The organism is Streptomyces sp. NPDC054887 (genome assembly GCF_053610585.1).
This window is the reverse complement of sequence record NZ_JBSGYQ010000015.1, coordinates 89,633-114,456: the sequence shown is the minus strand read 5'-3', so window position 1 is coordinate 114,456 and position 24,824 is coordinate 89,633. Positions and strand designations below refer to the sequence as shown.

The window sequence follows — 24,824 nt, the reverse complement described above, 5'->3', positions numbered from 1 at the left end:
TACATCGGGGAGAATGGCACGCATGAGCGCTCGCACCCAGTCTTCCGAGGCCCCCCACCGGGCCGGCTTCGCCTGCTTCGTCGGCCGCCCCAACGCGGGCAAGTCCACCCTGACGAACGCTCTGGTCGGCCAGAAGGTCGCCATCACGTCCAGCCGGCCGCAGACCACCCGCCACACCGTGCGCGGGATCGTGCACCGCCCCGACGCGCAGCTGATCCTGGTCGACACCCCCGGCCTCCACAAGCCGCGCACGCTGCTCGGCGAGCGTCTGAACGACGTCGTACGCACCACCTGGGCCGAGGTCGACGTGATCGGCTTCTGCCTGCCCGCCGACCAGAAGCTCGGCCCCGGCGACAAGTTCATCGCCAAGGAGCTCGCGGGCATCAAGAAGACGCCGAAGGTCGCGATCGTCACCAAGACCGACCTCGTCGACTCCAAGCAGCTCGCCGAGCAGCTCATCGCCATCGACCAGCTCTCCAGGGAGCTCGGCTTCGAGTGGCAGGAGATCGTCCCGGTGTCCGCCGTCGGCGACACGCAGGTCTCGCTCCTCGCCGACCTGCTGATCCCGCTGCTCCCCGAGAGCCCGCCGCTCTACCCCGAGGGCGACCTCACCGACGAGCCCGAGATGGTTATGGTCGCGGAGCTGATCCGCGAGGCCGCGCTCGAAGGCGTACGGGACGAGCTGCCGCACTCCATCGCGGTCGTCGTCGAGGAGATGCTGCCGCGCGAGGACCGGCCCGCCGACAAGCCGCTCCTCGACATCCACGCGAACGTCTACATCGAGCGCCCCAGCCAGAAGGGCATCATCATCGGCCCCAAGGGCCAGCGCCTGAAGGACGTGGGCACGAAGTCGCGCAAGCACATCGAGGCCCTGCTGGGCACGCCGGTCTTCCTCGACCTGCACGTGAAGGTCGCCAAGGACTGGCAGCGCGACCCGAAGCAGCTGCGCAAGCTGGGCTTCTGAGCCGTCACGGCCGTCCGGGCGCCCCGGGCGGCCGCTGCTCGCGCAGCGCGTCCCGCAGCCAGTGGAAGGACGCCTTCGGCGTCCGGGCCAGCGTCTCGTAGTCGATGTGCACGAGGCCGAAGCGCTGGGCGTACCCCTCGGCCCACTCGAAGTTGTCCATCAGCGACCAGACGAAGTAGCCGCGTACGTCGACGCCCGCCTCCAGCGCCCGGTGCAGCGCCCGCAGGTGGCCGTCGAGGAAGGCGATCCGCTCCCGGTCGTCCAGACCGTCGTACGAGCAGCCGTTCTCGGTGATGACGACGGGCGGCAGCCGGTCGCCGTACCGCTCCCGCATCGAGGTCAGCAGCTCGGTCAGAGCCTCCGGCACGACCGGCCAGCCGAAGGCCGTACGCGGCCGGCCCTCGATCTCCCGTACGGAGAACGGCATCTCCGGCGGTATCGCGACGCCCGCGAAGTCGGTGGGCGCGTCCGCGTCCGGAGCCCCGACCCGCGTCGGCTGGTAGTAGTTGACCCCGTACCAGTCGACCGGCCGCGCGATGACCTCCAGGTCCTCGGCCACCGGACCCGGCAGCATCTCCGCGATGCCGTCCGGGTACCGCCCCAGCAGCAGCGGGTCGGCGAACATCCGGTTGAGCAGCAGGTCGTAGAGGTCCGCCGCGCCCCGGTCCGCCGCGCCGTCCGACGCCGGCCACACCGGCCCGTGCGAGTTGGCGATCCCGATCCGGTCCGCGCCCCTCGCCCGCAGCGCCTGTACGGCGAGTCCGTGGCCCAGGAGCTGGTGGTGGGCGGCCGGCAGCGCGTCGAAGAGCAGCCGCCTGCCGGGGGCGTGCTGCCCGAGTCCGTAGCCGAGCAGCGTCACCTCGGCGGGCTCGTTGAGGGTGATCCAGCGGTCCACCCGGTCACCGAGCCGGACGGCCACCGCATCGGCGTACTCGGCGAACCGGTGGGCGGTGTCCCGCTCCAGCCAGCCACCGGCCTTCTCCAGCGCCAGCGGGGTGTCCCAGTGGAAGAGGGTCGGCACGGGGCGCACCCCGGCGGCGCACAGCTCGTCGACGAGCCGGTCGTAGAAGCCGAGACCGGCCGCGCTCACCGGCCCGACGCCGTCCGGCACCACCCGCGGCCAGGCCACCGAGAAGCGGTACGCCCCGACGCCCAGGTCCTTGATCAGCGCCACGTCCTCGCGGTAGCGGTGGCAGTGGCCGGTCGCCACGGAGGCGTCGGAACCGTCCTTGATCCGCCCCGGCTCGGCGGCGAACGCGTCCCACGACGACAGCCCCCGCCCGCCCGCGCCCTCGATCTGCTGCGCCGAAGTCGACACCCCCCAGAGGAAGCCGGCGGGGAAGCGGGGCAGCGGATGCGGCGGCAGCGGCGTCATGCAGCGATGCTCGGTACCGCCGGTAACCCTGTCAATGGGGCGGTCGGGAACGCGCGCGTCGGACGGCGATCGGCAGATCCGGCCGCCGCCGGAGCTTCTTCATGCCGTCGGCGTCGGACGCGTGACGTCAGGCGCCCTCTTTGAGCACCTGTGTGATGAGCCGGCTCTGGGCCTCGGTCAGCCTCGGGTCCGCGCAGTAGACGGTTCGGCCGTCGACCGTGATCTGGTAGCTGAACCCGTCCGGCACGCCGACCGGCGGCGTGCCCCGGCCGGCGGCGACCGCCTCCTCGGCCAGGGCGCGCCACGCGGCGGCGTCGGTCCGTCCCGAGGTGTCCACCTCGGCGTACCGCTCGATGCCGGCGAAGCCTCCCGTGCGCCTTACTCCGATTCGCATGGTTCCCGTTCTAGTACGGATGCGGCTCAGCCGGTAGGCACCCCCACCGCGGACCACGCTTTCAGCAGAGTTTCCCGCTCCTCGCCGTCACCGAAACGGGCCCGCGCCGCCGCCACGGTGGCCCGCGCGAAGTCGGCGAAGCTCGCGTCGACCTGGAGGCCGCCGCCGGTCAGGGTGTCGTACCAGATCTGCCCCGCCCGCTCCCACGCCTTGCCGCCGAGGTCCGTGGCGAGCAGGTAGAAGGCGTGGTTCGGGATGCCTGAGTTGATGTGGACGCCGCCGTTGTCCCGGCCGGTGCGGACGTAGTCCGCCATCCTCGCGGGCTGCGGGTCCTTGCCGAGCACGTCGTCGTCGTACGCCGTGCCGGGCGCCTTCATCGAGCGCAGCGCCACACCGTTGACGCGGTCGGTCAGCAGGCCCGCGCCGATCAGCCAGTCGGCCCGGTCGGCGGTCTCGTCGCCGGCGTACTGCTTGACCAGGGAGCCGAAGACGTCGGACACGGACTCGTTGAGCGCGCCGGGCTGGCCGAAGTACGTGAGGTTGGCCGTGTACTGCGTCATGCCGTGGGACAGCTCGTGTGCGATGACGTCCACGGGGAGCGTGAAGTCGCGGAAGATCTCGTCGCCGTCGCCGAAGACCATCTGCTCACCGTCCCAGAAGGCGTTCCCGTAGTTCTCGCCGTAGTGGACGCTCGCGACGAGCGGCAGGCCGTTGCCGTCGATCGAGTCGCGGGCGAAGGCGGTGAGGAGGAGTTCGAACGTCGCCCCCAGACCCGCGTAGGCGCGGTTGACGGTCGCGTCCTGCCCCGGCTCCTCGCCCTCGCCGCGCACTTTGACGCCCGGCAGCCGCTGGCCGTGCTGCGCGTCGTGGACCGTGCGGTGCGGCGTGCCGTCCGCCGCCTTTCGCGGAGCGCCCGCGGGGGCGCCCAGCACCGTGGTCAGCCGGCGGTGGGTGCGCTGGGCGGCGTCGGCTTCGAGGGTCCGGCGCGCGGGGCCCGCCAGCGCCGGGTCGTCGGCCCGGGCGAGCTTGTCGAGGACGTGGGGCGGCACGATGGTGCAGAACACGGGGTGTGTGGCCTTCATGGCCGCAATGTGGCAGTGCGTCACCGCGCTGTCACTACTTGCGACCATGATTGCTGAAATCGAGTGAAGGATCACTTTCGCCCGTTACCCGCCCGTTACCCCCGAGGTGGTCCCGCATACTGATACGGGTCCGGCGAAACCGGCCCGACTCGGCTAGGCTGCGGCACATCATGCGTTACGGGCTGCTTCTCCTTAGCTGCCGCGGCGAGGGTCTGTAGTTCCAGGCCGACCCCCTCCCCGCGGAGTCTGGTGCTGCAGCGACACCGTCGGCCGTCCCCTTTGCAGGACACCGAGGAGCCCCACGCGATGAACGCCCCTGTTGGCCGCCCCACGCCGATCACCAACGCGACGCAGCTGCAGAAGCCGTCCGGGATGCCGATCCACAAGTACGGCTCGTACGAGGCCGTGGACATCCCCGACCGCACCTGGCCGGACAACCGCATCACCAAGGCGCCCCGCTGGCTGTCCACCGACCTGCGCGACGGCAACCAGGCCCTGATCGACCCCATGAGCCCCGCCCGCAAGCGCGAGATGTTCGACCTGCTCGTACGCATGGGCTACAAGGAGATCGAGGTCGGCTTCCCGTCCTCCGGCGAGACCGACTTCGCGTTCGTGCGCTCCATCATCGAAGAGGGCGCGATCCCCGAGGACGTGACGATCTCCGTCCTGACGCAGGCGCGCGAAGAGCTGATCGAGCGGACCGTCGAGTCGCTGGTCGGCGCCCGCCGCGCGACCGTGCACCTCTACAACGCCACCGCGCCGACCTTCCGCCGCGTCGTCTTCCGCGGCTCCAAGGAGCAGGTCAAGCAGATCGCCGTGGACGGTACCCGGCTGGTCATGGAGTACGCCGACAAGCTGCTGGGCCCGGAGACGATCTTCGGCTACCAGTACAGCCCGGAGATCTTCACCGACACCGAGCTGGACTTCGCCCTGGAGGTCTGCGAGGCGGTCTGCGACGTGTGGCAGCCGGAGGAGGGCCGGGAGATCATCCTGAACCTGCCCGCCACCGTGGAGCGTTCGACGCCGTCCACGCACGCGGACCGCTTCGAGTGGATGTCCCGCCACCTGTCCCGTCGCGAGCACATCTGCCTGTCCGTGCACCCGCACAACGACCGCGGCACCGCCGTCGCCGCCGCCGAGCTGGCGATCATGGCGGGCGCGGACCGCATCGAGGGCTGCCTGTTCGGGCAGGGCGAGCGCACCGGCAACGTCGACCTGGTCACCCTGGGCATGAACCTGTTCTCGCAGGGCGTCGACCCGCAGATCGACTTCTCGCAGATCGACGACATCCGCCGCACCAGCGAGTACTGCAACCAGATGGAGGTCCACCCGCGCCACCCCTACGCGGGCGACCTGGTCTACACCGCCTTCTCCGGCTCCCACCAGGACGCCATCAAGAAGGGCTTCGACGCCATGGAGGCCGAGGCGGCCGCCGCCGGCAAGACGGTCGACGACATCGAGTGGGCCGTGCCGTACCTGCCGATCGACCCCAAGGACGTGGGCCGTTCGTACGAGGCGGTCATCCGGGTCAACTCGCAGTCCGGCAAGGGCGGCATCGCGTACGTCCTGAAGAACGACCACAAGCTGGACCTGCCGCGCCGCATGCAGATCGAGTTCTCCCGGATCATCCAGGCCAAGACGGACGCCGAGGGCGGCGAGGTCACGCCGAAGGCGATCTGGTCGGTCTTCCAGGACGAGTACCTGCCGAACTCCGAGAACGCCTGGGGACGCATCCAGCTGCGCTCCGGCCAGACCACGACCGACAAGGACGGCCAGGACACGCTGACCGTCGAGGCGGTCGTCGACGGCGTCGACACGGTGCTGACCGGCACCGGCAATGGCCCGATCTCGGCCTTCTTCGAGGCGCTGGGAGCGGTCGGCGTGGACGCCAGGCTGCTGGACTACCAGGAGCACACGATGAGCGAGGGCGCCAGCGCCCAGGCCGCCTCGTACATCGAATGCGCCATCGACGGCAAGGTGCTGTGGGGCATCGGCATCGACGCGAACACCACGCGCGCCTCCCTGAAGGCCGTCGTCTCGGCCGTGAACAGGGCCACGCGCTGACGCTGCCGGCTTCCGCCGCGCACAGGCCGGGCGGGTCGATTTTCGGCCACGCCCGGCCTTTCGCGTGGCTCCGGCACCGCGAGGGTGCTGACGTGACATCACGGATGTGGCTAACATCACGGCAACACGGCAGCGTTGCCGGAGCGTTACGGAGGTGCGACGTGCTGCAAACCCGAGGGCAGAAACGATGTGTATGGGGCATTCGCACCGCATGGAACACCGTCGGCGACGGTGACTTCTTCTGCCCCGGCTGCGGCGGCGACCGCAACTACCGGCGGCGTACGGGCCGCAGACGCTTCACCGTGCTCGGCGTCCCGCTCCTGTCGCGGGGCGACGTCGGCCCGGTCGTCGAATGCGCGGCCTGTCAGGGCCATTTCGGCACCGAGGCGCTGGACCACCCCACCACCGTCCGCCTCGCCGCGATGCTGCGCGACGCCGTCCACACCGTGGCCCTCGCCGTCCTCGCCGCCGGCGGCACGTCCTCCCGTACGGCCCGGGTGACCGCCGTGCAGGCCGTCCGGGCCGCCGGGTTCGACGACTGCACCGAGGACCGGCTCACCACCCTCGTCGACGCCCTCGCGGCCGACACCGGACGCCTTCTGGGGGCGTACGAGGGGGCTCCGGACCCCGCCGACCCCTGCGGCGCCGCGCTCGCCATCGAACTGCACGAGGCGCTCGAACCGCTGGCCCCGCACCTCGCGTCCGCCGGCCGCGAATCGATCCTGCTCCAAGGCGCGCGGATCGCGCTCGCCGACGGCCCGTACAGCGCCGCCGAGCGCGAGGTGCTGGCGATCGTCGGCGGCGCGCTGCTGATCCGCCCGGAGGACACGGCCCGGCTGCTGTCGACGGCGCGCACCCCGTCGTGAGGCGGGCCGGGCCCGTCCGCCCGGATCAGCCCTGCGGCGCCTCGCTCGCCTTCAGCATGGCCTCGCGCTCGACGATCTTCACGCGCTCGCGGCCCTCGGCCTCGCCGAGCGCGCGCTCCGCGCTGTCGAGGCGGTGCCAGCCCTCCCACGTCGTGTAGGCGACGCCCTTGCCCGCGAGGAAGTCCACCACGGCGTCCTCCCCGGGCGCGGCGGGAGCCGGCAGGCGGCCCGCCCCGTGGTCCTCCAGCAGGTTCGCCACGGTCTCGTTGGCGTCGCCCTTGGTGTGGCCGATGAGGCCGACGGGGCCGCGCTTGATCCACCCGGTGACGTACGTCGACGGGACGTGTTCGCCCGCCTCGATCACGCGGCCGCCCTCGTGCGGGACGGTGCCGGTGACGAAGTCGAAGGGCAGCTTGGGCAGTTCGTCGGAGAGGTAGCCGACCGCGCGGTAGACGGCCTGCACGTCCCAGGTCCGGGTCTCGCCCGTGCCCGTGACGTTGCCCGTGCCGTCGAGCCGCGTGCGCTCCGTACGCAGACCCACGACCTTGCCGTCCTCGCCGACGACCTCGGTGGGCGACTCGAAGAAGTGCAGGAAGAGCTTGTGGGGGCGGTCGCCCATGTCGCGGATCGCCCAGTTCTCCAGCGTCTTGGCGACCATGTCCGCCTGCTTGTTGGCGCGGCGGGTGGCGATGCTGCCGTCGTCGTAGTCGATGTCCTCGGGGTTGACGACGACCTCGATGGTGGGGGAGTGGTCGAGCTCGCGCAGTTCCATCGGGCTGAACTTCGCCTGCGCCGGCCCGCGCCGCCCGAAGACGTGGATCTCGCGGGCCCTGTTCGCGGCGAGGCCGTCGTACACGTTCGGCGGGATCTCGGTCGGGAGCAGCTCGTCGGCGGTCTTCGCGAGGATGCGGGCCACGTCGAGCGCCACGTTGCCGACGCCGAGGACGGCCACCTTCTCCGCGTCGAGCGGCCAGGTGCGCGGCACGTCCGGGTGCCCGTCGTACCAGGAGACGAAGTCGGCAGCGCCGTACGAGCCGTCGAGGTCGATGCCGGGTATGTCCATGGCCCGGTCGGCGCTCGCGCCGGTGGAGAAGATCACCGCGTCGTAGAAGGCGCGCAGGTCGTCCAGGCCGATGTCCGACGGGTAGTCGACGTTGCCGAAGAGCCGGATCTGCGGCTTGTCCAGCACCTGGTGCAGCGCCGTGACGATGCCCTTGATGCGGGGGTGGTCCGGGGCGACGCCGTACCGGATGAGGCCGAAGGGCGCCGGCATGCGCTCGAAGAGGTCGATGGAGACCCCGGGGTCGGTCGCGGCGTCGGACTTCAGCAGGGCGTCGGCGGCGTAGATTCCGGCGGGGCCGGCGCCCACGATCGCGACCCTCAGGGGGCGGGGCATGGGGGGATTTCCCTTCGGGTGGCGACAACTGTCTCGTGCGTCACCCTAGGCAACGAAATGCCGGGACAGGTACGCGACCCCCACCTATGACCCCATAAGCAGTTCTTATGACCACCCAAAGGTCTCCTTGATGGGTACCCGGTGGGCGAGAATGGTCGCATGACCCTGTTCCGCGACGACGGCATCGTGCTGCGCACCCAGAAGCTGGGTGAGGCGGACCGGATCATCACGCTGCTCACCCGCGGTCACGGCCGCGTACGGGCCGTCGCGCGGGGCGTACGGCGGACCAAGTCGAAGTTCGGCGCGCGCCTGGAGCCCTTCTCGCACGTCGACGTGCAGTTCTTCTCGCGGGGCAGCGAACTCGTCGGGCGCGGCCTGCCGCTGTGCACGCAGAGCGAGACGATCGCCCCCTACGGCGGCGGGATCGTCACGGACTACGCCCGCTACACCGCCGGCACGGCGATGCTGGAGACCGCCGAGCGGTTCACCGACCACGAGGGCGAACCGGCCGTGCAGCAGTACCTGCTGCTCGTCGGCGGCCTGCGCACGCTCGCCCGCGGCGAACACGCCCCCCACCTCATCCTCGACGCCTTCCTGCTGCGCTCGCTGGCCGTCAACGGGTACGCGCCGAGCTTCGACGACTGCGCGCGGTGCGGGCTGCACGGGCCGAACCGGTTCTTCTCCGTCGCCGCCGGCGGGGTCGTCTGCGGCGACTGCCGGGTGCCCGGAAGCGTCGTACCCTCGGCGGAGGCCGTCGGACTGCTCAGCGCGCTGCTGACGGGGGACTGGGAGACGGCGGACCGATGCGAGGCGCGGCACGTCCGGGAGGGCAGCGGACTGGTGTCGGCCTATCTGCACTGGCACCTGGAGCGCGGGCTGCGCTCCCTGCGGTATGTGGAAAAGTGAATCGAGGGAGAGGCAAACTCATGGCACGACGCGGGATTCTGGGCCGTAACCGGCGCGAGTACAAGACGCCGGAACCGCACCCGTCCGGTGCGCGGCCGCCGAAGATCCCCGGCGAGCTGGTTCCGGAGCATGTGGCGATCGTCATGGACGGCAACGGCCGCTGGGCCAAGGAGCGCGGGCTGCCGCGCACCGAGGGCCACAAGGTCGGCGAGGGCGTCGTGCTCGACGTGCTCAAGGGCTGCCTCGAGATGGGCGTCAAGAACCTCTCCCTGTACGCCTTCTCCACCGAGAACTGGAAGCGCTCGCCCGAGGAGGTGCGCTTCCTGATGAACTTCAACCGGGACGTCATCCGCCGCCGCCGCGACGAGATGGACGAGCTCGGCATCCGCATCCGGTGGACCGGCCGCATGCCGAAGATGTGGAAGTCCGTCGTCCAGGAGCTCCAGGTCGCGCAGGAGCAGACCAAGGACAACGACGCCATGACGCTCTACTTCTGCGTCAACTACGGCGGGCGTGCCGAGATCGCGGACGCGGCGCAGGCGATCGCGCGTGACGTCGCGGAGGGCAGGCTCGACCCGTCGAAGGTCAACGAGAAGACCTTCGCCAAGTACATGTACTACCCGGACATGCCGGATGTGGACCTGTTCGTGCGCCCCAGCGGCGAGCAGCGCACCTCCAACTACCTGATCTGGCAGAGCGCGTACGCCGAGATGGTCTTCCAGGACGTCCTGTGGCCCGACTTCGACCGCCGCGACCTGTGGCGCGCCTGCGTCGAGTACGCCTCCCGCGACCGCCGCTTCGGCGGAGCCGTCCCCAACGAGGAACAGCTCGCCGCCGGCAGCATGTAGGGCGGTGCCCGCCCGCCCGGACGGCGTGGCTAGGATCCCGCCCCATGAATGATCAGGGGCGGGACACGGTCCAGGCCGCCGGGAGCGTCGAGCTGACCTACCGGCCGACGCGCGGCGACATCGCGGCGGGCATCCGGGTGCGCGACCGCGTCCGGCGGCTCGACGCGCTCCGGTGGGCGCTCGTCGCGCTGGCAGCGGGGCTCGGCCTGCTGCTGACCGTGAGACCGGCCGGCGCCGGGGCGATGAACGTCCTCGTGTTCGGGCCGGTCGCCCTGTTCGTCTGGTCGGTCCCGCGCCTCCAGGCCCGGCAGGTGCTGCGCACGCTGGCGTGGCAGGGCGAATACCGTACGACGGTCACCGACGCGGGCGTGTCGGCCGCCAGCGCGTACGTCACCGCGACCATGCGCTGGTCGTTCTTCCGGGGCTACCGGGAGACCCGCGACCACGTCGTCCTGCTCGCCGCCGACCCGGGCGCCGCGGGCGTGGAGGTCCTGCCCAAGCGAGGACTCGGCGACCCGGCCGGCGCGGAGCGGCTGCTCGCGGTCCTCGACCGCAACCTGCGCCGGCTCTGAGGGCCCGGGACGCGCACGCGCGCACGAGAGCGGGCCCGCGACCGGACACTTCCGGTCGCGGGCCCGCCCACGTACGTCTCAGACCTTCGCGGCGCACTCCACGCACGTGCCGAAGATCTCCACGGTGTGGGCCACGTTCACGTACCCGTGCTGGGCCGCGATGGCCTCCGCCCACTTCTCGACCGCCGGGCCCTCGACCTCGACGGCCTTGCCGCACACCCGGCACACCAGGTGGTGGTGGTGCTCACCGCTGGAGCAGCGCCGGTACACCGCCTCGCCCTCGCTGGTGCGCAGCACGTCCACCTCGCCGGCGTCGGCGAGTGACTGAAGGGTGCGGTAGACCGTCGTCAGCCCCACCGAGTCGCCCCGGTGCTTGAGCATGTCGTGAAGCTCCTGCGCGCTGCGGAACTCGTCCACCTCGTCGAGCGCGGCCGCGACGGCGGCCCGCTGCCGGGTGGACCGGCCACGCACCGGGGATGGGGTTCCCGCAGTGGTCACAGGTGCCTCCTCTGGTCGCCCGTACGTATGCCGGGCCATTCTGCCAGGTCGCCGCCGGCCGCCGGGTCAGACCTTGGCGCCGTTGGTGGGGCGGAAGCCGTCCGGCAGTCCGTCCGCCTCCACGCTACAGGCGGCCGCCGTGGTGGCCTCCGCCCCGCCCACGGCCCGGGCCCGGCGCCGGGCGAGCGGGGCCGCCAGCGCGGTGAGCAGGAAGAAGACGCCGATGGCGAGCAGGACGATGGTCGCGCCCGGCGGCACCTCGTACTCGTACGAGGTCACCGTGCCCGCCAGCGTCACGGCCGTGCCGATGGCCACGGCCAGGACGAACGTGACCTTGAAGGACCGCGTGATCTGCTGCGCCGCCGCCACCGGCACCACCATCAGCGCGCTGACCAGCAGGAGTCCGACGACGCGCATCGCGACGGTGACGGTGACCGCCGCGGTGGCGGCGATCAGCAGGTTCAGGGCGCGCACCGGCAGACCGGTCACGCGGGCGAACTCCTCGTCCTGGCTGACCGCGAAGAGATGACGCCGCAGACCGACCGTGACGAGCATCACAAAGGCGGCCAGCAGGCAGATCGCGACCACGTCCGCGTCCGAGACGGTCGACAGCGAGCCGAAGAGGTACGAGGTCAGGTTCGAGTTCGAGCCGTTCGGCGCGAGGTTGATCAGCAGGACGCCGCCCGCCATGCCGCCGTAGAACAGCATGGCCAGCGCCATGTCGCCGCGCATGCGGCCGTACCAGCGGATCAGTTCCATCGCGACGGCGCCGGCGATCGAGACGAGCGCGGCCATCCACACCGGGTTGGCGCTCAGCAGGAAGCCGAGGCCGACACCGGTCATGGCGACGTGGCCGATGCCGTCGCCCATCAGGGCCTGGCGGCGCTGTACGAGGTAGATGCCGACGGCGGGGGCGGTGATGCCGACGAGGACGGCGGCGAGCAGGGCCCGCTGCATGAAGGCTGTTTCGAGGATTTCCATGATCAGGTCAGCAGTCCCGTCCGGACGCGCTCGGAGTCCGAGTGCGGGTGTACGTGGTCGTGGCCGGGCAGCGCGTGCTGCCCCAGCGACTCCGGGGGCGGCCCGTCATGGGTGACGCAGCCGTCGCGCAGGACCACCGCGCGGTCGATCAGTGGCTCCAGTGCGCCCAGTTCGTGCAGGACGAGCAGGACGGTCGTACCGGCGACGACCTGCTCGCGCAGGGTCGCGGCGAGGATGTCCTGGCTGGCGAGGTCCACGCCCGCCATCGGCTCGTCCATGATCAGCAGCTCCGGCTCCGAGGCGAGCGCCCGCGCGATGAGCACGCGCTGGTGCTGGCCGCCGGACAGGGCGTTCACGGAGTCCTTGGCACGGTCCGCGAGGCCCACGAGTTCGATGGCGCGGTGCACGGCGGCGCGGTCGGCCCTGGTGGGCCACCGCAGCTTCGCACGGGAGAGACGGCCGGAGGAGACCACCTCGTGCACGGTGGCGGGAACGCCGCCGGCGGCCGTGGTGCGCTGCGGTACGTACCCGACGCGGGACCAGGAGCGGAAGCGGCGCAGCGGGGTACCGAAGAGCTCCACGGAGCCGCCGGTGAGGGGCACCTGGCCGATGACGGAACGCACCGCCGTCGACTTGCCCGAGCCGTTCGCGCCCAGCAGCGACACGACCTCGCCCCGGTGCACGGCGAGGTCGACGCCGCGCAGCACGGGGCGCGAGCCGAGGGTGGCCGTGGCGCCGCGCAGGGATATGACGGGCTGCTGTGGCTCAGACTTCATGGCTCGCGCCTCCGATGGTGCCGGGGTGATCTGCTTCACTTCGCGCCGAGGGCCTTCTCCAGCGCGGCGAGGTTGGACTCCATGACCTCGATGTAGTCAGCGCCCTTGGACTTGTCCGTGATTCCCTCCAGCGGGTCCAGGACGTCGGTGCGCAGGCCGGTGTCGCCCGCCAGGGTCTTGGCCGTCTTGTCGCTGACGAGCGTCTCGAAGAAGACCGTGGTGACCTTGTCCTCCTTGGCGGTCTTCTGGAGGTCCTTCATGCGGGAGAGGCTGGGCTCGGAGTCGGGGTCGAGGCCGCTGATGCCCTCCTGCTTGAGGTCGTAGCGCTCGGCGAGGTAGCCGAAGGCCGCGTGGGTCGTGATGAACGTCCGGGTGTCGGTGTTCTTCAGGCCCTTCTCGAACTTCTCGTGCAGGCCGTCGAGCTTGCCGACCAGGGCCGCGGTGTTCTTCTTGTACGCGGCGGCGTTGTCCGGGTCGGCCTTCTCCAGCGCCTTGCCGACGCCCTCGGCGACCTCGGAGTACTTCACGGGGTCCAGCCAGACGTGCGGGTCGCCGCCCGCCTCGGAGTGGTCGTGGCCCTCTTCTTCGGCGTGCTCCTCGCCGGCGTGCTCGTCCGTGTGCTCTTCGCCGGCGTGCTCGTCGGGGCCGGTCTCGGTGCTGTGCTCTTCGAGGTGGGTGAGGCCGGCGGCGTCGACGGTGTTCTCCACACCGGACTGCGCGACCGCCTCGTCGACGGCGGGCTGGAGGCCCTTGAGGTAGAAGATGACGCCCGCTTCGCCGAGTCCGGCGGTCTGCTTCGGGCTGAGCTCCAGGTCGTGCGGCTCCACGCCGGGCTTCGTGAGGGTCGATACGGCGACGTGGTCGCCGCCTATCTCCTCCGCCAGATACTGGAGCGGGTAGAACGACGTCACCACGTCGAGCTTGCCGTCGCCGTTCTTCGCGGCGGTTCCGGCGGAGGAACCGCAGGCGGTGACGGCCGTGAGGCCGAGCGCGACGGCTCCGGCGGCAGCGGCGGTGGGTATGAGGCGGCGTCGTACGTTCATGACTCCCATTTTCAACAAAATTGGAAACGATTGTCAATAATGGTCGGTGTGACGTGAGCCCGGGGACCGGTCGCGTCCCTTACCCCGGTACCGATTTGATCCGGGGGGTACGAGCGCCGGTAATCTGAATCATTCGCGTTCGTCGTCGTCGTAATGAAGAGAGCACCGTGGCCGCCGACAAGATCGACACCATCGTCAGCCTGAGCAAGCGCCGTGGCTTCGTCTACCCGTGCAGTGAGATCTACGGCGGCTCCCGGGCCGCCTGGGACTACGGACCGCTGGGTGTCGAGCTCAAGGAGAACATCAAGCGCCAGTGGTGGCGCTCCATGGTCATCGCGCGCGAGGACGTCGTCGGTCTCGACTCCTCGGTGATCCTGGCCCCCGAGGTGTGGGAGGCGTCCGGTCACGTCGCGACGTTCTCCGACCCGCTCACCGAGTGCACCGCGTGCCACAAGCGCCACCGCGCGGACCACCTGATCGAGGCGTACGAGGCCAAGCACAACGGCCGTGCCCCCGAGAACGGCCTTGCCGACGTCAACTGCCCGAACTGCGGAACCAAGGGCCAGTTCACCGAGCCCAAGCAGTTCTCCGGCATGCTGGAGACGCACCTCGGCCCGACCCAGGACACCGGCTCCCGCGCCTTCCTGCGTCCCGAGACCGCGCAGGGCATCTTCACCAACTTCGCCCAGGTGCAGCAGACTTCGCGCAAGAAGCCGCCGTTCGGCATCGCGCAGATGGGCAAGTCCTTCCGGAACGAGATCACTCCGGGCAACTTCATCTTCCGCACGCGCGAGTTCGAGCAGATGGAGATGGAGTTCTTCGTCAAGCCGGGCGAGGACGAGCAGTGGCAGGAATACTGGATGGAGCAGCGCTGGAGCTGGTACCGCGAGCTTGGTCTCCGTGAGGAGAACATGCGCTGGTTCGAGCACCCGGCGGAGAAGCTCTCGCACTACTCGAAGCGCACGGCGGACATCGAGTACCGCTTCAACTTCGGCGGCAGCGAGTTCTCCGAGCTGGAGGGCGTGGCCAACCGCACGGACTTCGACCTCAAGGCGCACTCCAAGGCGTCGGGCCAGGACCTGTCGTTCTTCGACCAGGAGGCCGGCGAGCGCTACACCCCGTACGTCATCGAGCCGGCGGCCGGCGTGAACCGCGCCATGCTCGCCTTCATGCTGGACGCGTACAACGAGGACGAGGCGCCCAACGCCAAGGGCGTCATGGAGAAGCGCACCGTCATGCGCCTCGACCCGCGCCTCGCGCCGGTCAAGGTCGCGGTGCTGCCGCTGTCCCGCAACCCGCAGCTGTCGCCGAAGGCCAAGGGCCTGGCGACGGACCTGCGCAAGAACTGGAACATCGAGTTCGACGACGCGGGCGCCATCGGCCGCCGCTACCGCCGTCAGGACGAGATCGGTACCCCGTTCTGCGTGACCGTCGACTTCGACACCCTCGACGACAACGCGGTGACGGTGCGCGAGCGCGACACCATGAAGCAGGAGCGCGTCTCGCTGGACCAGATCCAGTCGTACCTGGGCGGCCGCCTCCTCGGCTGCTGACCCGCTCGTACGTTCCGAAGGCCCCGGTTCCGCCCAGCGGAGCCGGGGCCTTCGGGCGCCGCGCACGCGGGCGCGGGGCCGTGCCGCCACGGCGGTCCGGCCGGAAAACCTGGTGCCCGGCGGTCCCGGGGCCGGGTAGTGTCGCATGCATGTTCTTCCAGATCTACGAGTGAGCGCGCGGCGGATCCCACGTCCGCCCCCCACCAGACGAATCCGCAGATCACTTCTCACCACATCGGGAGAACCCCGTGGCAAAGAGCCGCAACAACCTTCTCGGCGTAGGCGGCCAGCGCAAGCGGATGTCCCGCGCCGAGGTCGCGGACAACGGCCCCACGCGCAACGCCGACCGCAGGCTGGCGTCCGACCACAAGCAGGAACTGCTGCGCAAGATGCGTGAGCGCACGGGCGGCGCCGAGGGCGACGAGGCTGCCGCCGAGGACACGCAGGACGCCCAGGACGCGCAGAGCTGACGTCAGCGGCACGTACCGCGGCACAGAGCAGTGGCCCGTGGGCCCGGACCGCACACAGCGGTCCGGGCCCACGGGTCCTTCCGGGGTCGGCGGGCGGTCGGTGACTCGGCTCGTCCGGCCTCAGCGCACCGCGCCCGCCTGCCGGCCCGCCGGGGAGTCCGCCAGCCGCTCGGCCGCCCGGGCGGCCGTCCGCAGGGCCCAGGGGCCACTGGTGAGCGCCCCCACCAGCAGTACGCACAGTCCGCAGCCGGCGATGATCCACCAGGCCGGCCCGCTCGCCGCGACGAAGGCGGCTTCGTACGGGCGCCCGTGCACCCCGGCGGCGAGCACCGCGCCGATGACGGCGACGCCCAGCGTCTGGCCGACCTGCCTGCTGGTGGAGGCGACGGCGGCGGCCACGCCGGCCTGGGCGCGCGGCATGCCGGACACGGCGGTGTTGGTGATCGGCGCGTTCACCATGCCGAAGCCGAGGCCGAAGAGCACGTACCCGGTGAACAGCAGGGGCGTGGACGTCTCCGCCTCGAAGGCCGCGAACAGGACGCCGCTCGCCGCCATCGTGACGCCGGCGACCAGCAGCGGCAGCCGCGGGCCGCGGCTGCCGACGAGGCGTCCGGAGAGCGGGGCGCAGACCAGGGTCAGCCCCGCCATCGGCAGCATGTAGAGCCCGGCGTGCAGGGCGGAGAACCCGCGCACGTCCTGGAGGTACAGCGTGTTCACGAAGAGGAACCCGCCGAGCGCCGCGAACGCGCACACCGCGATCACCGTGGCCCCGCTGAAGGGCGCGCTGCGGAAGAACCGCAGGTCGATCAGTGGCTCCGCCCGCCTCGGTTCGTACACGAGCAGGCCCACAAGGGCCGTCGCGGCCGTGCCCGCGCACAGCAGGATCGGCGGCGAGGTCCAGCCCGCCACGGGCGCCTCGATGATCGCGTACGTGAGCGGGCCGAGGAGCGCGATGACGAGCAGCTGTCCCACCGGGTCCGCGCGGCGCGGCTTCGGGGCGCGCGACTCGGGCACGTAGCGGGCCGTCAGCAGCAGTGCGGCGAGTCCCACCGGCAGGTTGACCCAGAAGATCGCCCGCCAGCCCACGGCGTCCACCAGCAGGCCCCCGATCAGCGGTCCCGCGGCCATGGAGATCCCGACCACACCGCCCCAGACGCCGATCGCGCGGGCCCGGTCGCGCGGCTCGGTGAAGGTGTTGGTGATGATCGACATGGCGACCGGGTTGAGCATCGAGCCGCCGACGGCCTGGACCATGCGGAACGCGACGAGCGCGCCCAGGCTCGGGGCGAGCGAGCAGAGCAGCGAGCCGAGCGTGAACAGCACCAGACCGGCCTGGAAGACCCTGCGCCGCCCGACGCGGTCGGCGGTGGAGCCGGCGAGCATCAGCAGCGAGGCGAGGACGAGTGTGTACGCGTCGACCACCCACTGCATCCCGGCGACCGTGGCGCCGAGTTCCGCGCGCATGGAGGGCAGGGCGACGTTCAGTGCGGTGTTGTCGAGGCTCACGATCAGCAGGCTCATGCAGCAGATCGCCAGCACCAGCAACCGCCGCCGGTGACCGAGCTCGGGCATACGCGGATAGTACGGCTCACTAACGACTCCCGCCGTACGGGACAATGGGGCCATGACCACCGCGCTCCCCATGCTCTCCATCGGCCCGCACTCCGTGCAGCCGCCGGTGGTGCTCGCGCCCATGGCCGGCATCACCAACGCCCCGTTCCGCACCCTGTGCCGCGAGTTCTCCGGCGGGAAGGGGCTGTTCGTCAGCGAGATGATCACGACGAGGGCGCTGGTCGAGCGCAACGAGAAGACGATGCAGCTCGTCCACTTCGACGCGACGGAGACACCGCGCTCGATTCAGCTGTACGGCGTGGATCCCGTCACGGTCGGCAAGGCGGTCCGCATGATCGTGGACGAGGACCTGGCCGATCACATCGACCTGAACTTCGGCTGCCCGGTGCCCAAGGTGACGCGCAAGGGCGGCGGCTCGGCGCTCCCGTACAAGCGGCCGCTGCTGCGGGCCATCCTGAACGAGGCCGTGTCCAACGCGGGCGAGCTGCCGGTGACGATGAAGATGCGCAAGGGCATCGACGACGACCACCTCACCTACCTCGACGCCGGACGGATAGCGGTGCAGGAGGGCGTCACGGCCATCGCCCTGCACGGGCGGACGGCGGCGGAGCACTACGGCGGGACGGCCGACTGGGACGCCATCGCGCGCCTCAAGGAGCACGTCCCGGAGATCCCGGTCCTCGGCAACGGCGACATCTGGTCCGCCGACGACGCGCTGCGGATGATGGGCGAGACCGGCTGCGACGGTGTGGTCGTCGGGCGCGGGTGCCTGGGGCGGCCGTGGCTGTTCGGCGACCTGGTGGCGGGCTTCGAGGGCACGGGCGCGTACGCCGCCCCGACGCTGCGGGAGGTCGCCGCGGTGATGCGCAGGCACGCGCAGCTGCTCGGGGAGTGGATCGGGGACGAGGCACGCGGGGTCATTGACTTCCGTAAGCACGTCGCCTGGTACCTGAAGGGGTTCTCCGTGGGTTCGGAGATGCGGAAGAAGCTTGCTATCTCCTCATCCCTGGACGAAATGGACGCTCACTTGAGCGAGCTCGATCTGGACCAGCCGTGGCCGGTCGGGGCGGACGGGCCCCGGGGTCGTTCGTCCGGCAATGGGCGGGTTGTCCTGCCGGACGGCTGGCTGAAGGACCCGTACGACTGCTCCGCCGTGAGTGCGGAAGCGGAGCTGGACACGTCCGGGGGCTGAGATTCCGGTCTCGGTAGGGTCTCATCTGAGAAGTGATCCTCGCCACGCCTGATGCGGTCATTGCTCAGATGAGCGCATCGGGCGGGGTTGCACCTCTCAAAAGGTGGCACTGGGTGCCACCTTTATTTGTTTTGATCGATCAAACCATCCCTCACTCTCCGGTGATCAGACTCGCGGGAACCGTCGCGGTGCGTAGTGATGAGTTGAATACTTGAATGAATGGTTTGGCGGGTCCGAAGCTGTTGACCACTTTCGATCTGCTGGCGGACGAGTGGTTAAGGCCGCATGACAGTCAGGTGGACGTACCCAGGCACCTTCGATCTGGGTATGTTCCTGGCCGTCAGGGCAGCCACCGCGTCCTCGAGGAGTCGAGACCCGTGTCGGAAAACAAAGAACCCCAGGTAGCCACCGCGCCGGAGGGTCAGAAGTTCGTTTATGACTTCACCGAAGGCAACAGGAACCTCAAGGACCTGCTGGGCGGCAAGGGTGCCAACCTCGCCGAGATGACCAACCTCGGGCTGCCCGTCCCTCCGGGCTTCACGATCACCACCGAGGCGTGCAAGGTCTACCTCGACAGCGGCGAGGCGCCGGAGGCCCTGCGGGCCGAGGTCAGCGCGCACCTCGACGCCCTGGAGCAGAAGATGGGCAAGAGGCTCGGCCAGGCCGACAACCCCCTGCTCGTCTCCGTCCGCTCGGGCGCCAAGTTCTCGATGCCCGGCATGATGGACACCGTCCTGAACATCGGGCTCTCCGACAAGTCGGTCACCGGCCTCGCCAAGCAGTCCGGCGACGAGCGCTTCGCGTGGGACTCCTACCGGCGCCTCATCCAGATGTTCGGCAAGACGGTCCTCGGCGTCGACGGCGAACTCTTCGAAGAGGCGCTGGAGCAGGCCAAGCACGCCAAGAAGGTCGCGGTCGACACCGACCTGGAGGCGGCCGACCTCAAGAAGCTGGTCCGCAAGTTCAAGAAGATCGTCTCCGACGAGGCCGGACGCGACTTCCCGCAGGACCCGCGCGAGCAGATGGACCTCGCCATAAACGCGGTCTTCGACTCGTGGAACACCGACCGCGCGAAGCTGTACCGCCGCCAGGAGCGCATCCCCGGCGACCTGGGCACGGCCGTCAACATCTGTTCCATGGTCTTCGGCAACCTCGGCCCCGACTCCGGCACCGGCGTCGCCTTCACCCGCGACCCCGCCAGCGGCCACCAGGGCGTCTACGGCGACTACCTGCAGAACGCGCAGGGCGAGGACGTCGTCGCCGGTATCCGCAACACCGTGCCGCTCGCCGACCTCGAGAACATCGACAAGGCGTCGTACGACCAGCTGATGCAGATCATGGAGACGCTGGAGACCCACTACAAGGATCTCTGCGACATCGAGTTCACGATCGAGCGCGGCCAGCTCTGGATGCTCCAGACCCGCGTCGGCAAGCGCACCGCGGGCGCCGCGTTCCGCATCGCCACGCAGCTCGTCGACCAGGGGCTCATCGACGAGGCGGAGGCGCTCCAGCGCGTCAACGGCGCGCAGCTCGCGCAGCTGATGTTCCCGCGCTTCGACGAGGACGCGAAGACCGAGAAGCTCGGCCGCGGCATCGCCGCCTCCCCGGGCGCGGCGGTCGGCAAGGCGGTCTTCGACTCGTACACGGCCGTCAAGTGGTCGCGCTCCGGCGAGAAGGTCATCCTCATCCGCCGCGAGACGAACCCCGACGACCTCGACGGCATGATCGCCGCCGAGGGCATCCTGACCTCGCGCGGCGGCAAGACCTCGCACGCCGCCGTCGTGGCGCGCGGCATGGGCAAGACCTGTGTCTGCGGCGCCGAGGAGATCGAGGTCGACACCAAGCGCCGCCGGCTGACGGCCCCCGGCGGGATCGTCGTCGAGGAGGGCGACGTCGTCTCCATCGACGGCTCCACCGGCAAGGTCTACCTCGGTGAGGTACCCGTCGTACCGTCCCCGGTCGTCGAGTACTTCGAGGGCCGCATGCACGCGGGCGCCGACGACGCCGACGAACTGGTCGCCGCCGTGCACCGGATCATGGCGTACGCCGACCGGGTCCGCCGCCTGCGCGTGCGCGCCAACGCGGACAACGCCGAGGACGCCGCGCGGGCCCGCCGCTTCGGCGCCCAGGGCATCGGCCTGTGCCGCACGGAGCACATGTTCCTCGGCGAGCGCCGCGAGCTCGTCGAGCGGCTGATCCTGGCCGACACGGACGACGAGCGCGAGCAGGCGCTCGGCGCGCTGCTGCCGCTCCAGAAGGCCGACTTCATCGAGCTGTTCGAGTCGATGGACGGGCTGCCGGTGACCGTGCGGCTGCTCGACCCGCCGCTGCACGAGTTCCTCCCCGACATCACCGAGCTGTCGGTGCGCGTCGCCCTCGCCGAGTCCCGCAAGGACCACAACGAGAACGACCTGCGCCTGCTCCAGGCCGTGCACAAGCTGCACGAGCAGAACCCGATGCTGGGTCTGCGCGGTGTACGTCTGGGCCTCGTCATCCCGGGTCTGTTCGCGATGCAGGTCCGCGCCATCGCCGAGGCGGCGGCGCACCGCAAGAACGCCAAGGGCGACCCGCGTGCGGAGATCATGATCCCGCTCGTCGGCACCGTCCAGGAGCTGGAGATCGTCCGCGAGGAGGCCGACCAGGTCATCGCGGAGGTCGAGGCCGCGACCGGCACGAACCTCAAGCTGACCATCGGCACGATGATCGAGCTGCCGCGCGCCGCCCTGACCGCCGGCCAGATCGCCGAGGCCGCGCAGTTCTTCTCCTTCGGCACGAACGACCTCACCCAGACCGTGTGGGGCTTCTCCCGCGACGACGTCGAGGCGAGCTTCTTCACGGCGTACCTGGAGAAGGGCATCTTCGGGGTCTCCCCGTTCGAGACGATCGACCGGGACGGCGTCGGCGCGCTCGTGCGCTCCGCCGTCGAGGCGGGCCGCGCCACGCGCCCCGACCTGAAGCTCGGCGTCTGCGGCGAGCACGGCGGCGACCCGGAGTCGGTGCACTTCTTCCACGAGGTCGGCCTGGACTACGTGTCCTGCTCGCCCTTCCGGATCCCGGTCGCGCGTCTGGAGGCGGGCCGCGCCGCGGCGCAGTCCACGGGCTCCGACAGCCGCTGAGAAGCGGTCCCATATCACCGGAGCCGCCATTAGTCAACCCCGGTCGGGGGGTTCGACGGCGGCTCCGGCGCCCCGAAGAGGGCGGCACCTTCGCGAGAGGGTGCCGCCCTCTTTTTCGTTTCTCAGGCGTGCGTCGCTCGGGTTGTTGTTTTTCCTAAGCGCACACAATGCGCCGTGACATGCGCGTAATAGCTGCGGCATGACGGCGAAATCGACTTCTGCTAGCCCGCGTTGATCATTCGCGGTCACTTTCCGTCGCGCGCTGGCGGAGGGGCAGTGTGATGACCATGCTGGTGCCCGTTAACAAAGCACCCTTGGTCGAACGTCGAACGTCGAACGTCGAACGTCGAACGTCGAACGTCGAACGTCGAACGTCGAACGTCGAACGTCGAACGTCGAACGTCGAACGTCGAACGTTGAGTGTCGGCGCCGACCGGAGTGCGTCCCTATGGCGAAATTCTGTGCAGAACGGCGCGGAAGAGAATCTGGCCGCTGCAAAGTCTCGTCAAGTGGCTTGTCGACGTGTTCCGTGATCAAGAATGATCGTATGAGGTGTCAATATGGGCGAGTTGCATGTCGACGGGCCATTTCCGTTGCCGGTTTCCGCGGAGCGGCAGAAGGCGTGGGCGCAGGCGGTGTTGGCTACGCCGGGAGTCAACGTCCCTCTCGCCGCACTGGAGAACGTCGCTCCGTTCATCGTCGATCCAGAGCTGACCCTGAGTGAACCCGACGCCCAGGGTGTGCGCACCCTCAAGGGCGGTGCCGTGCGTCGCGTGCGGACGGAGGCGGGCGACATGGTCATCGCCGTCGTACGCATGCACGGCGCCGGGGGAGTCGTCTGGGGGCACAACGAACGGATCAGTTCGATCTGGCGCACCCCGGCCGACCCGACGGTCGACCGCGAGACCAAGAAGTCGCTGACCCCCGTGCGCCCGTGGCGGGGGTCCGACGGTCACGGCCAGGGGAAGATCTTCGCCGCCCTGGAGAGTTCCGCGTGGAACCGGCAGTCGCTCGTCATCAATGTCGAGGAGACCTCCGACGAGTTGCGCAAGCGCGACAAAGTCCGTCCGTACGACCTGCTGGAAGATCTCGTTCTCAACGGGCAACAGGAACCGGGAATGTACGTTCCGCAAATGGTGCGGCTGGAGGAGAAGCCGGAAGTCGACGAGGACGGCAATCCACTGCACCCGGCCGAATACTGGGGATGGATGGCCGTACGGGGAAACAACCGGACGCAGAAGCGGCATGAGATCTTCGGACTGACTTCCACCGACGTGCTCACCGGTGTTCCGGCTGCGAAACTTGGGCGCAGTGGGAAGGATGTTGTTCTGGAACCCGGCCGCTGGCTCGCCGAGTTCTCGGAAATCCTCAACAAGGAGCATGCCCAGGCGCCCGAGGACGAGCATCCGCAGAACGCTTCCCGGGCGCGGAGAGCGGCGTCCGTCGCCGTGGTCGACGCGCATTTGGTGATCGGAACGGAAACACCGCAGCGGCTCTACCGGATCGTGCAGATGAGCAACAGGCGCGACCACGTCCACCCGCCGCTGGAATTCGACGCCAACGACCGCTCCCGGGCGCTGGGCCGGAGCGTACTGGGCATGTACGTGGCGCAGGGCGTGCTCGACGAGAGGACGGCGGAGGTGCTGTCCGGCCTGGCGCCCGTCCGGGACCTGCCGGGCGCCTCCGCGGGCATGTCGGTCTCCGAGCTCCGGGATCTGCGCTCCATGCGGCTGCTGGACGAACTGTTCCCCAAGGACCAGCGCAAGCGCCTGCTGCTGCGCCGGGTGCTCAGCGAGTCCCCGCCGTCCCAGCTCAAGGGGCCCGAGATCAACCAGCGGGCCCGCACCTGGTCCGCCCTCACCTCCGAGAGCTATCCCGAGCCCTGGAACCCACGCATCGGAGAGATCTTCACCACCAAGGCGCGTGACGGGTTCGATCTCTCCGGCCGCCCACTGGGCGAACTGCTGGCGGCCGCGGACAGCGATGACGCCGCCTTCGACGAACTCGTCACCTACCGGGCCGCGCACTGGCTGGCCGCCTTCGACATCATCGACGCGGACCGGGGATCGCTCGCCGGCCAGCAGGCCCTGAACGACGCGGGCGAGAAGGTCAGCAGGGTGCGGCGGTCGGTCACCAACTGCCTCCAGGCGCTGCGCCACGAGAGGAGCAGGCGCATGGCCGTCGGGCTGCTGCGGGAGCTCGCCGCCGCGATGGACGAGGGCGACCGGCCGCCGTGGCGGGTCAGCGGCTCGGGGACGGTGCTGCCGAACGAGAGGATGACTCCGCTCTGGTTCGACCTGAACTTCCCCAAGGAGACCGGGATGCGGCCGCGGAAGCACGCGGTCCCCCCGCCGCGCGGCGGCAACTGGGCTTCCGCCGCTCCCGCCACTTCCGTAGCTCCCGCCGCGAGCGCCGCCTCCGCTCCGAGCGCGGTCCCGGCCGCGCCGGCCCTGTGGCCGACGCCGAACCCGACCGCCCCGTCGGCGACGGCGGTGACCGCCCCGGCCGGGAGCGCGGACGCGGATGCCGTGGAGCCGGCCGGTGGTGCGGGCGCGAGCGCGGCAACCCTGGCGGATTCGGCGTACGACCTGGAGGAACGTCTGCGGCGGCTCCTCGGCGACGCGACCGCGGTCGCCGACTCGGTGCGGCGCCTGTCGGAACGGGCGCGCGACGAGGCGGGGGGCCGCGCGCTGACCCGTCGGCAGGCCGACGACGCGGTGCTCCGGCTGACCCGCACGATCACCACGCTGCGGACCCTGCCGGAGGCCGTCGAAGACCTGGCGGAGCCTTCCTGACCCCTCACCGGAGCCCGGCGGCCCCCTGTGACACCCCTGGGGCACACCCGCCGGCGGCCGGCCGAGGCGTTGCCGATGTGTGCGAACGTGTGCGTTCATGGGGCGGCAAATGACCTCGGGATTAGCCGGGGAGCTCAGCTGTACGCGTTTGAACAACGCGGCGGCAGCAGTTGAATTCCGCCACTTTTCCCGGAACGAGGCAGGATGCGGTCGCCGGATCCCCACCCGGCGACCACATCCTGATACCTCGTCGGACACTGAGCCGCTACCTTCGCCGACCGCCGCCAGACCCAGCAAAGCCCCCCACGGCCTTCGCTGAACCTTTCCGGTGACTCCGGTGTCGTGCCCGACGAGGACAGCA

Annotated in this window: 20 protein-coding genes; 11 read left to right on the top strand and 9 right to left on the bottom strand. The window is 70.2% G+C overall.

Going from position 1 to position 24,824, the window contains the following annotated elements; translation table 11 throughout:
• Positions 1-22 precede the first annotated feature (22 nt).
• Entirely contained in the window at positions 23-964 is a 942-nt protein-coding gene (gene era / locus ACWGH0_RS11660; protein ID WP_453403980.1) for a GTPase Era, read from the top strand.
• Between the two features lie 4 nt (positions 965-968).
• Here era and ACWGH0_RS11655 read toward each other — a convergent pair whose 3' ends face one another.
• The 3 genes from ACWGH0_RS11655 to ACWGH0_RS11645 all read right to left on the bottom strand — a co-directional run bounded on the left by ACWGH0_RS11655 (position 969) and on the right by ACWGH0_RS11645 (position 3,815).
• Entirely contained in the window at positions 969-2,339 is a 1,371-nt protein-coding gene (locus ACWGH0_RS11655; protein WP_453403979.1) for a GH1 family beta-glucosidase, read from the bottom strand.
• A gap of 127 nt (positions 2,340-2,466) precedes the next feature.
• Positions 2,467-2,733 (bottom strand): protealysin inhibitor emfourin, encoded by a 267-nt coding sequence (locus ACWGH0_RS11650; protein WP_453403978.1) that lies wholly within the window; start codon positions 2,731-2,733, stop codon positions 2,467-2,469.
• Positions 2,734-2,759: 26 nt separating this feature from the next.
• Positions 2,760-3,815 carry a M4 family metallopeptidase gene (locus ACWGH0_RS11645; protein ID WP_453403977.1) on the bottom strand — a complete coding sequence of 352 codons (1,056 nt, stop codon included), beginning with the start codon at positions 3,813-3,815 and terminating at the stop codon, positions 2,760-2,762.
• 306 nt (positions 3,816-4,121) lie between these two features.
• Here ACWGH0_RS11645 and leuA point away from each other — a divergent pair, with 306 nt between their 5' ends.
• Entirely contained in the window at positions 4,122-5,879 is a 1,758-nt protein-coding gene (leuA, locus tag ACWGH0_RS11640) for a 2-isopropylmalate synthase (protein ID WP_453403976.1), read from the top strand.
• A 161-nt stretch (positions 5,880-6,040) separates the two neighbouring features.
• Entirely contained in the window at positions 6,041-6,745 is a 705-nt protein-coding gene (locus ACWGH0_RS11635) for a TerB family tellurite resistance protein (RefSeq protein ID WP_453403975.1), read from the top strand.
• Between the two features lie 25 nt (positions 6,746-6,770).
• On the opposite strand, the gene ACWGH0_RS11630 is transcribed toward ACWGH0_RS11635, so the two are convergent.
• Positions 6,771-8,141: an FAD-dependent oxidoreductase gene (locus ACWGH0_RS11630; protein WP_453403974.1), complete on the bottom strand. Its 1,371-nt coding sequence runs from the start codon at positions 8,139-8,141 to the stop codon at positions 6,771-6,773.
• Between the two features lie 159 nt (positions 8,142-8,300).
• Between ACWGH0_RS11630 and recO the strand changes: the two genes are divergently transcribed.
• From recO to ACWGH0_RS11615, 3 genes are read left to right on the top strand one after another with little or no spacing between them, the layout of a single operon-like run.
• Positions 8,301-9,047: a DNA repair protein RecO gene (gene recO / locus ACWGH0_RS11625; RefSeq protein WP_453403973.1), complete on the top strand. Its 747-nt coding sequence runs from the start codon at positions 8,301-8,303 to the stop codon at positions 9,045-9,047.
• A gap of 20 nt (positions 9,048-9,067) precedes the next feature.
• Complete coding sequence (locus ACWGH0_RS11620) at positions 9,068-9,895, top strand: isoprenyl transferase (RefSeq protein ID WP_453403972.1); 828 nt, start codon at positions 9,068-9,070, stop codon at positions 9,893-9,895.
• 44 nt (positions 9,896-9,939) lie between these two features.
• Positions 9,940-10,467 carry a YcxB family protein gene (locus ACWGH0_RS11615; RefSeq protein WP_453403971.1) on the top strand — a complete coding sequence of 176 codons (528 nt, stop codon included), beginning with the start codon at positions 9,940-9,942 and terminating at the stop codon, positions 10,465-10,467.
• A gap of 78 nt (positions 10,468-10,545) precedes the next feature.
• Here the strand turns inward: ACWGH0_RS11615 and ACWGH0_RS11610 are convergent, their stop codons facing one another.
• The 4 genes from ACWGH0_RS11610 to ACWGH0_RS11595 form a co-directional block, all read right to left on the bottom strand.
• Positions 10,546-10,965 carry a Fur family transcriptional regulator gene (locus tag ACWGH0_RS11610; RefSeq protein ID WP_344497441.1) on the bottom strand — a complete coding sequence of 140 codons (420 nt, stop codon included), beginning with the start codon at positions 10,963-10,965 and terminating at the stop codon, positions 10,546-10,548.
• Between the two features lie 66 nt (positions 10,966-11,031).
• Positions 11,032-11,946, bottom strand: a complete 915-nt coding sequence (locus ACWGH0_RS11605) for a metal ABC transporter permease (RefSeq protein ID WP_453403970.1) — start codon at positions 11,944-11,946, stop codon at positions 11,032-11,034.
• Between the two features lie 2 nt (positions 11,947-11,948).
• A complete protein-coding gene (locus tag ACWGH0_RS11600) occupies positions 11,949-12,722 on the bottom strand; it encodes a metal ABC transporter ATP-binding protein (RefSeq protein WP_453403969.1) in 774 nt (257 codons plus the stop codon).
• Positions 12,723-12,757: 35 nt separating this feature from the next.
• The gene (locus ACWGH0_RS11595) at positions 12,758-13,765 is read right to left on the bottom strand and encodes a metal ABC transporter substrate-binding protein (RefSeq protein WP_453403968.1); all 1,008 of its coding nucleotides are present in this window, start codon (positions 13,763-13,765) and stop codon (positions 12,758-12,760) included.
• 167 nt (positions 13,766-13,932) lie between these two features.
• On the opposite strand from ACWGH0_RS11595, the gene ACWGH0_RS11590 reads away from it, so the two are divergent.
• Together ACWGH0_RS11590 and ACWGH0_RS11585 are read left to right on the top strand one after the other, a co-directional pair.
• Positions 13,933-15,318: a glycine--tRNA ligase gene (locus tag ACWGH0_RS11590; protein ID WP_453403967.1), complete on the top strand. Its 1,386-nt coding sequence runs from the start codon at positions 13,933-13,935 to the stop codon at positions 15,316-15,318.
• 248 nt (positions 15,319-15,566) lie between these two features.
• Positions 15,567-15,788, top strand: coding sequence for a DUF6243 family protein (locus ACWGH0_RS11585; RefSeq protein WP_453403966.1), 222 nt, complete (start codon positions 15,567-15,569; stop codon positions 15,786-15,788).
• A 120-nt stretch (positions 15,789-15,908) separates the two neighbouring features.
• Here the strand turns inward: ACWGH0_RS11585 and ACWGH0_RS11580 are convergent, their stop codons facing one another.
• Entirely contained in the window at positions 15,909-17,360 is a 1,452-nt protein-coding gene (locus ACWGH0_RS11580; RefSeq protein WP_453403965.1) for an MFS transporter, read from the bottom strand.
• 52 nt (positions 17,361-17,412) lie between these two features.
• Here ACWGH0_RS11580 and dusB point away from each other — a divergent pair, with 52 nt between their 5' ends.
• From dusB to ACWGH0_RS11565, 3 genes are all read left to right on the top strand, one after another.
• On the top strand, positions 17,413-18,552 hold the full coding sequence (dusB, locus tag ACWGH0_RS11575; RefSeq protein ID WP_453403964.1) for a tRNA dihydrouridine synthase DusB: 1,140 nt from the start codon (positions 17,413-17,415) through the stop codon (positions 18,550-18,552).
• A gap of 377 nt (positions 18,553-18,929) precedes the next feature.
• Positions 18,930-21,668, top strand: a complete 2,739-nt coding sequence (gene ppdK / locus ACWGH0_RS11570; RefSeq protein ID WP_453403963.1) for a pyruvate, phosphate dikinase — start codon at positions 18,930-18,932, stop codon at positions 21,666-21,668.
• A 560-nt stretch (positions 21,669-22,228) separates the two neighbouring features.
• Positions 22,229-24,463 carry a hypothetical protein gene (locus ACWGH0_RS11565; protein ID WP_453403962.1) on the top strand — a complete coding sequence of 745 codons (2,235 nt, stop codon included), beginning with the start codon at positions 22,229-22,231 and terminating at the stop codon, positions 24,461-24,463.
• The last annotated feature ends 361 nt before the right edge of the window (positions 24,464-24,824 follow it).

Bases quoted from the DNA above. Each gene is read 5' to 3' on its own strand.
- era (WP_453403980.1), top strand. From the start codon at position 23: ATGAGCGCTCGCACCCAGTCTTCCGAGGCCCCCCACCGGGCCGGCTTC.
- dusB (WP_453403964.1), top strand. From the start codon at position 17,413: ATGACCACCGCGCTCCCCATGCTCTCCATCGGCCCGCACTCCGTGCAG.
- ACWGH0_RS11650 (WP_453403978.1), bottom strand. From the start codon at position 2,733: ATGCGAATCGGAGTAAGGCGCACGGGAGGCTTCGCCGGCATCGAGCGG.
- ACWGH0_RS11655 (WP_453403979.1), bottom strand. From the start codon at position 2,339: ATGACGCCGCTGCCGCCGCATCCGCTGCCCCGCTTCCCCGCCGGCTTC.
- ACWGH0_RS11620 (WP_453403972.1), top strand. From the start codon at position 9,068: ATGGCACGACGCGGGATTCTGGGCCGTAACCGGCGCGAGTACAAGACG.
- ACWGH0_RS11580 (WP_453403965.1), bottom strand. From the start codon at position 17,360: ATGCCCGAGCTCGGTCACCGGCGGCGGTTGCTGGTGCTGGCGATCTGC.
- ACWGH0_RS11565 (WP_453403962.1), top strand. From the start codon at position 22,229: ATGGGCGAGTTGCATGTCGACGGGCCATTTCCGTTGCCGGTTTCCGCG.
- ACWGH0_RS11615 (WP_453403971.1), top strand. From the start codon at position 9,940: ATGAATGATCAGGGGCGGGACACGGTCCAGGCCGCCGGGAGCGTCGAG.
- ACWGH0_RS11630 (WP_453403974.1), bottom strand. From the start codon at position 8,141: ATGCCCCGCCCCCTGAGGGTCGCGATCGTGGGCGCCGGCCCCGCCGGA.
- ACWGH0_RS11605 (WP_453403970.1), bottom strand. From the start codon at position 11,946: ATGGAAATCCTCGAAACAGCCTTCATGCAGCGGGCCCTGCTCGCCGCC.
- ACWGH0_RS11595 (WP_453403968.1), bottom strand. From the start codon at position 13,765: ATGAACGTACGACGCCGCCTCATACCCACCGCCGCTGCCGCCGGAGCC.
- leuA (WP_453403976.1), top strand. From the start codon at position 4,122: ATGAACGCCCCTGTTGGCCGCCCCACGCCGATCACCAACGCGACGCAG.
- ACWGH0_RS11645 (WP_453403977.1), bottom strand. From the start codon at position 3,815: ATGAAGGCCACACACCCCGTGTTCTGCACCATCGTGCCGCCCCACGTC.
- ACWGH0_RS11600 (WP_453403969.1), bottom strand. From the start codon at position 12,722: ATGAAGTCTGAGCCACAGCAGCCCGTCATATCCCTGCGCGGCGCCACG.
- recO (WP_453403973.1), top strand. From the start codon at position 8,301: ATGACCCTGTTCCGCGACGACGGCATCGTGCTGCGCACCCAGAAGCTG.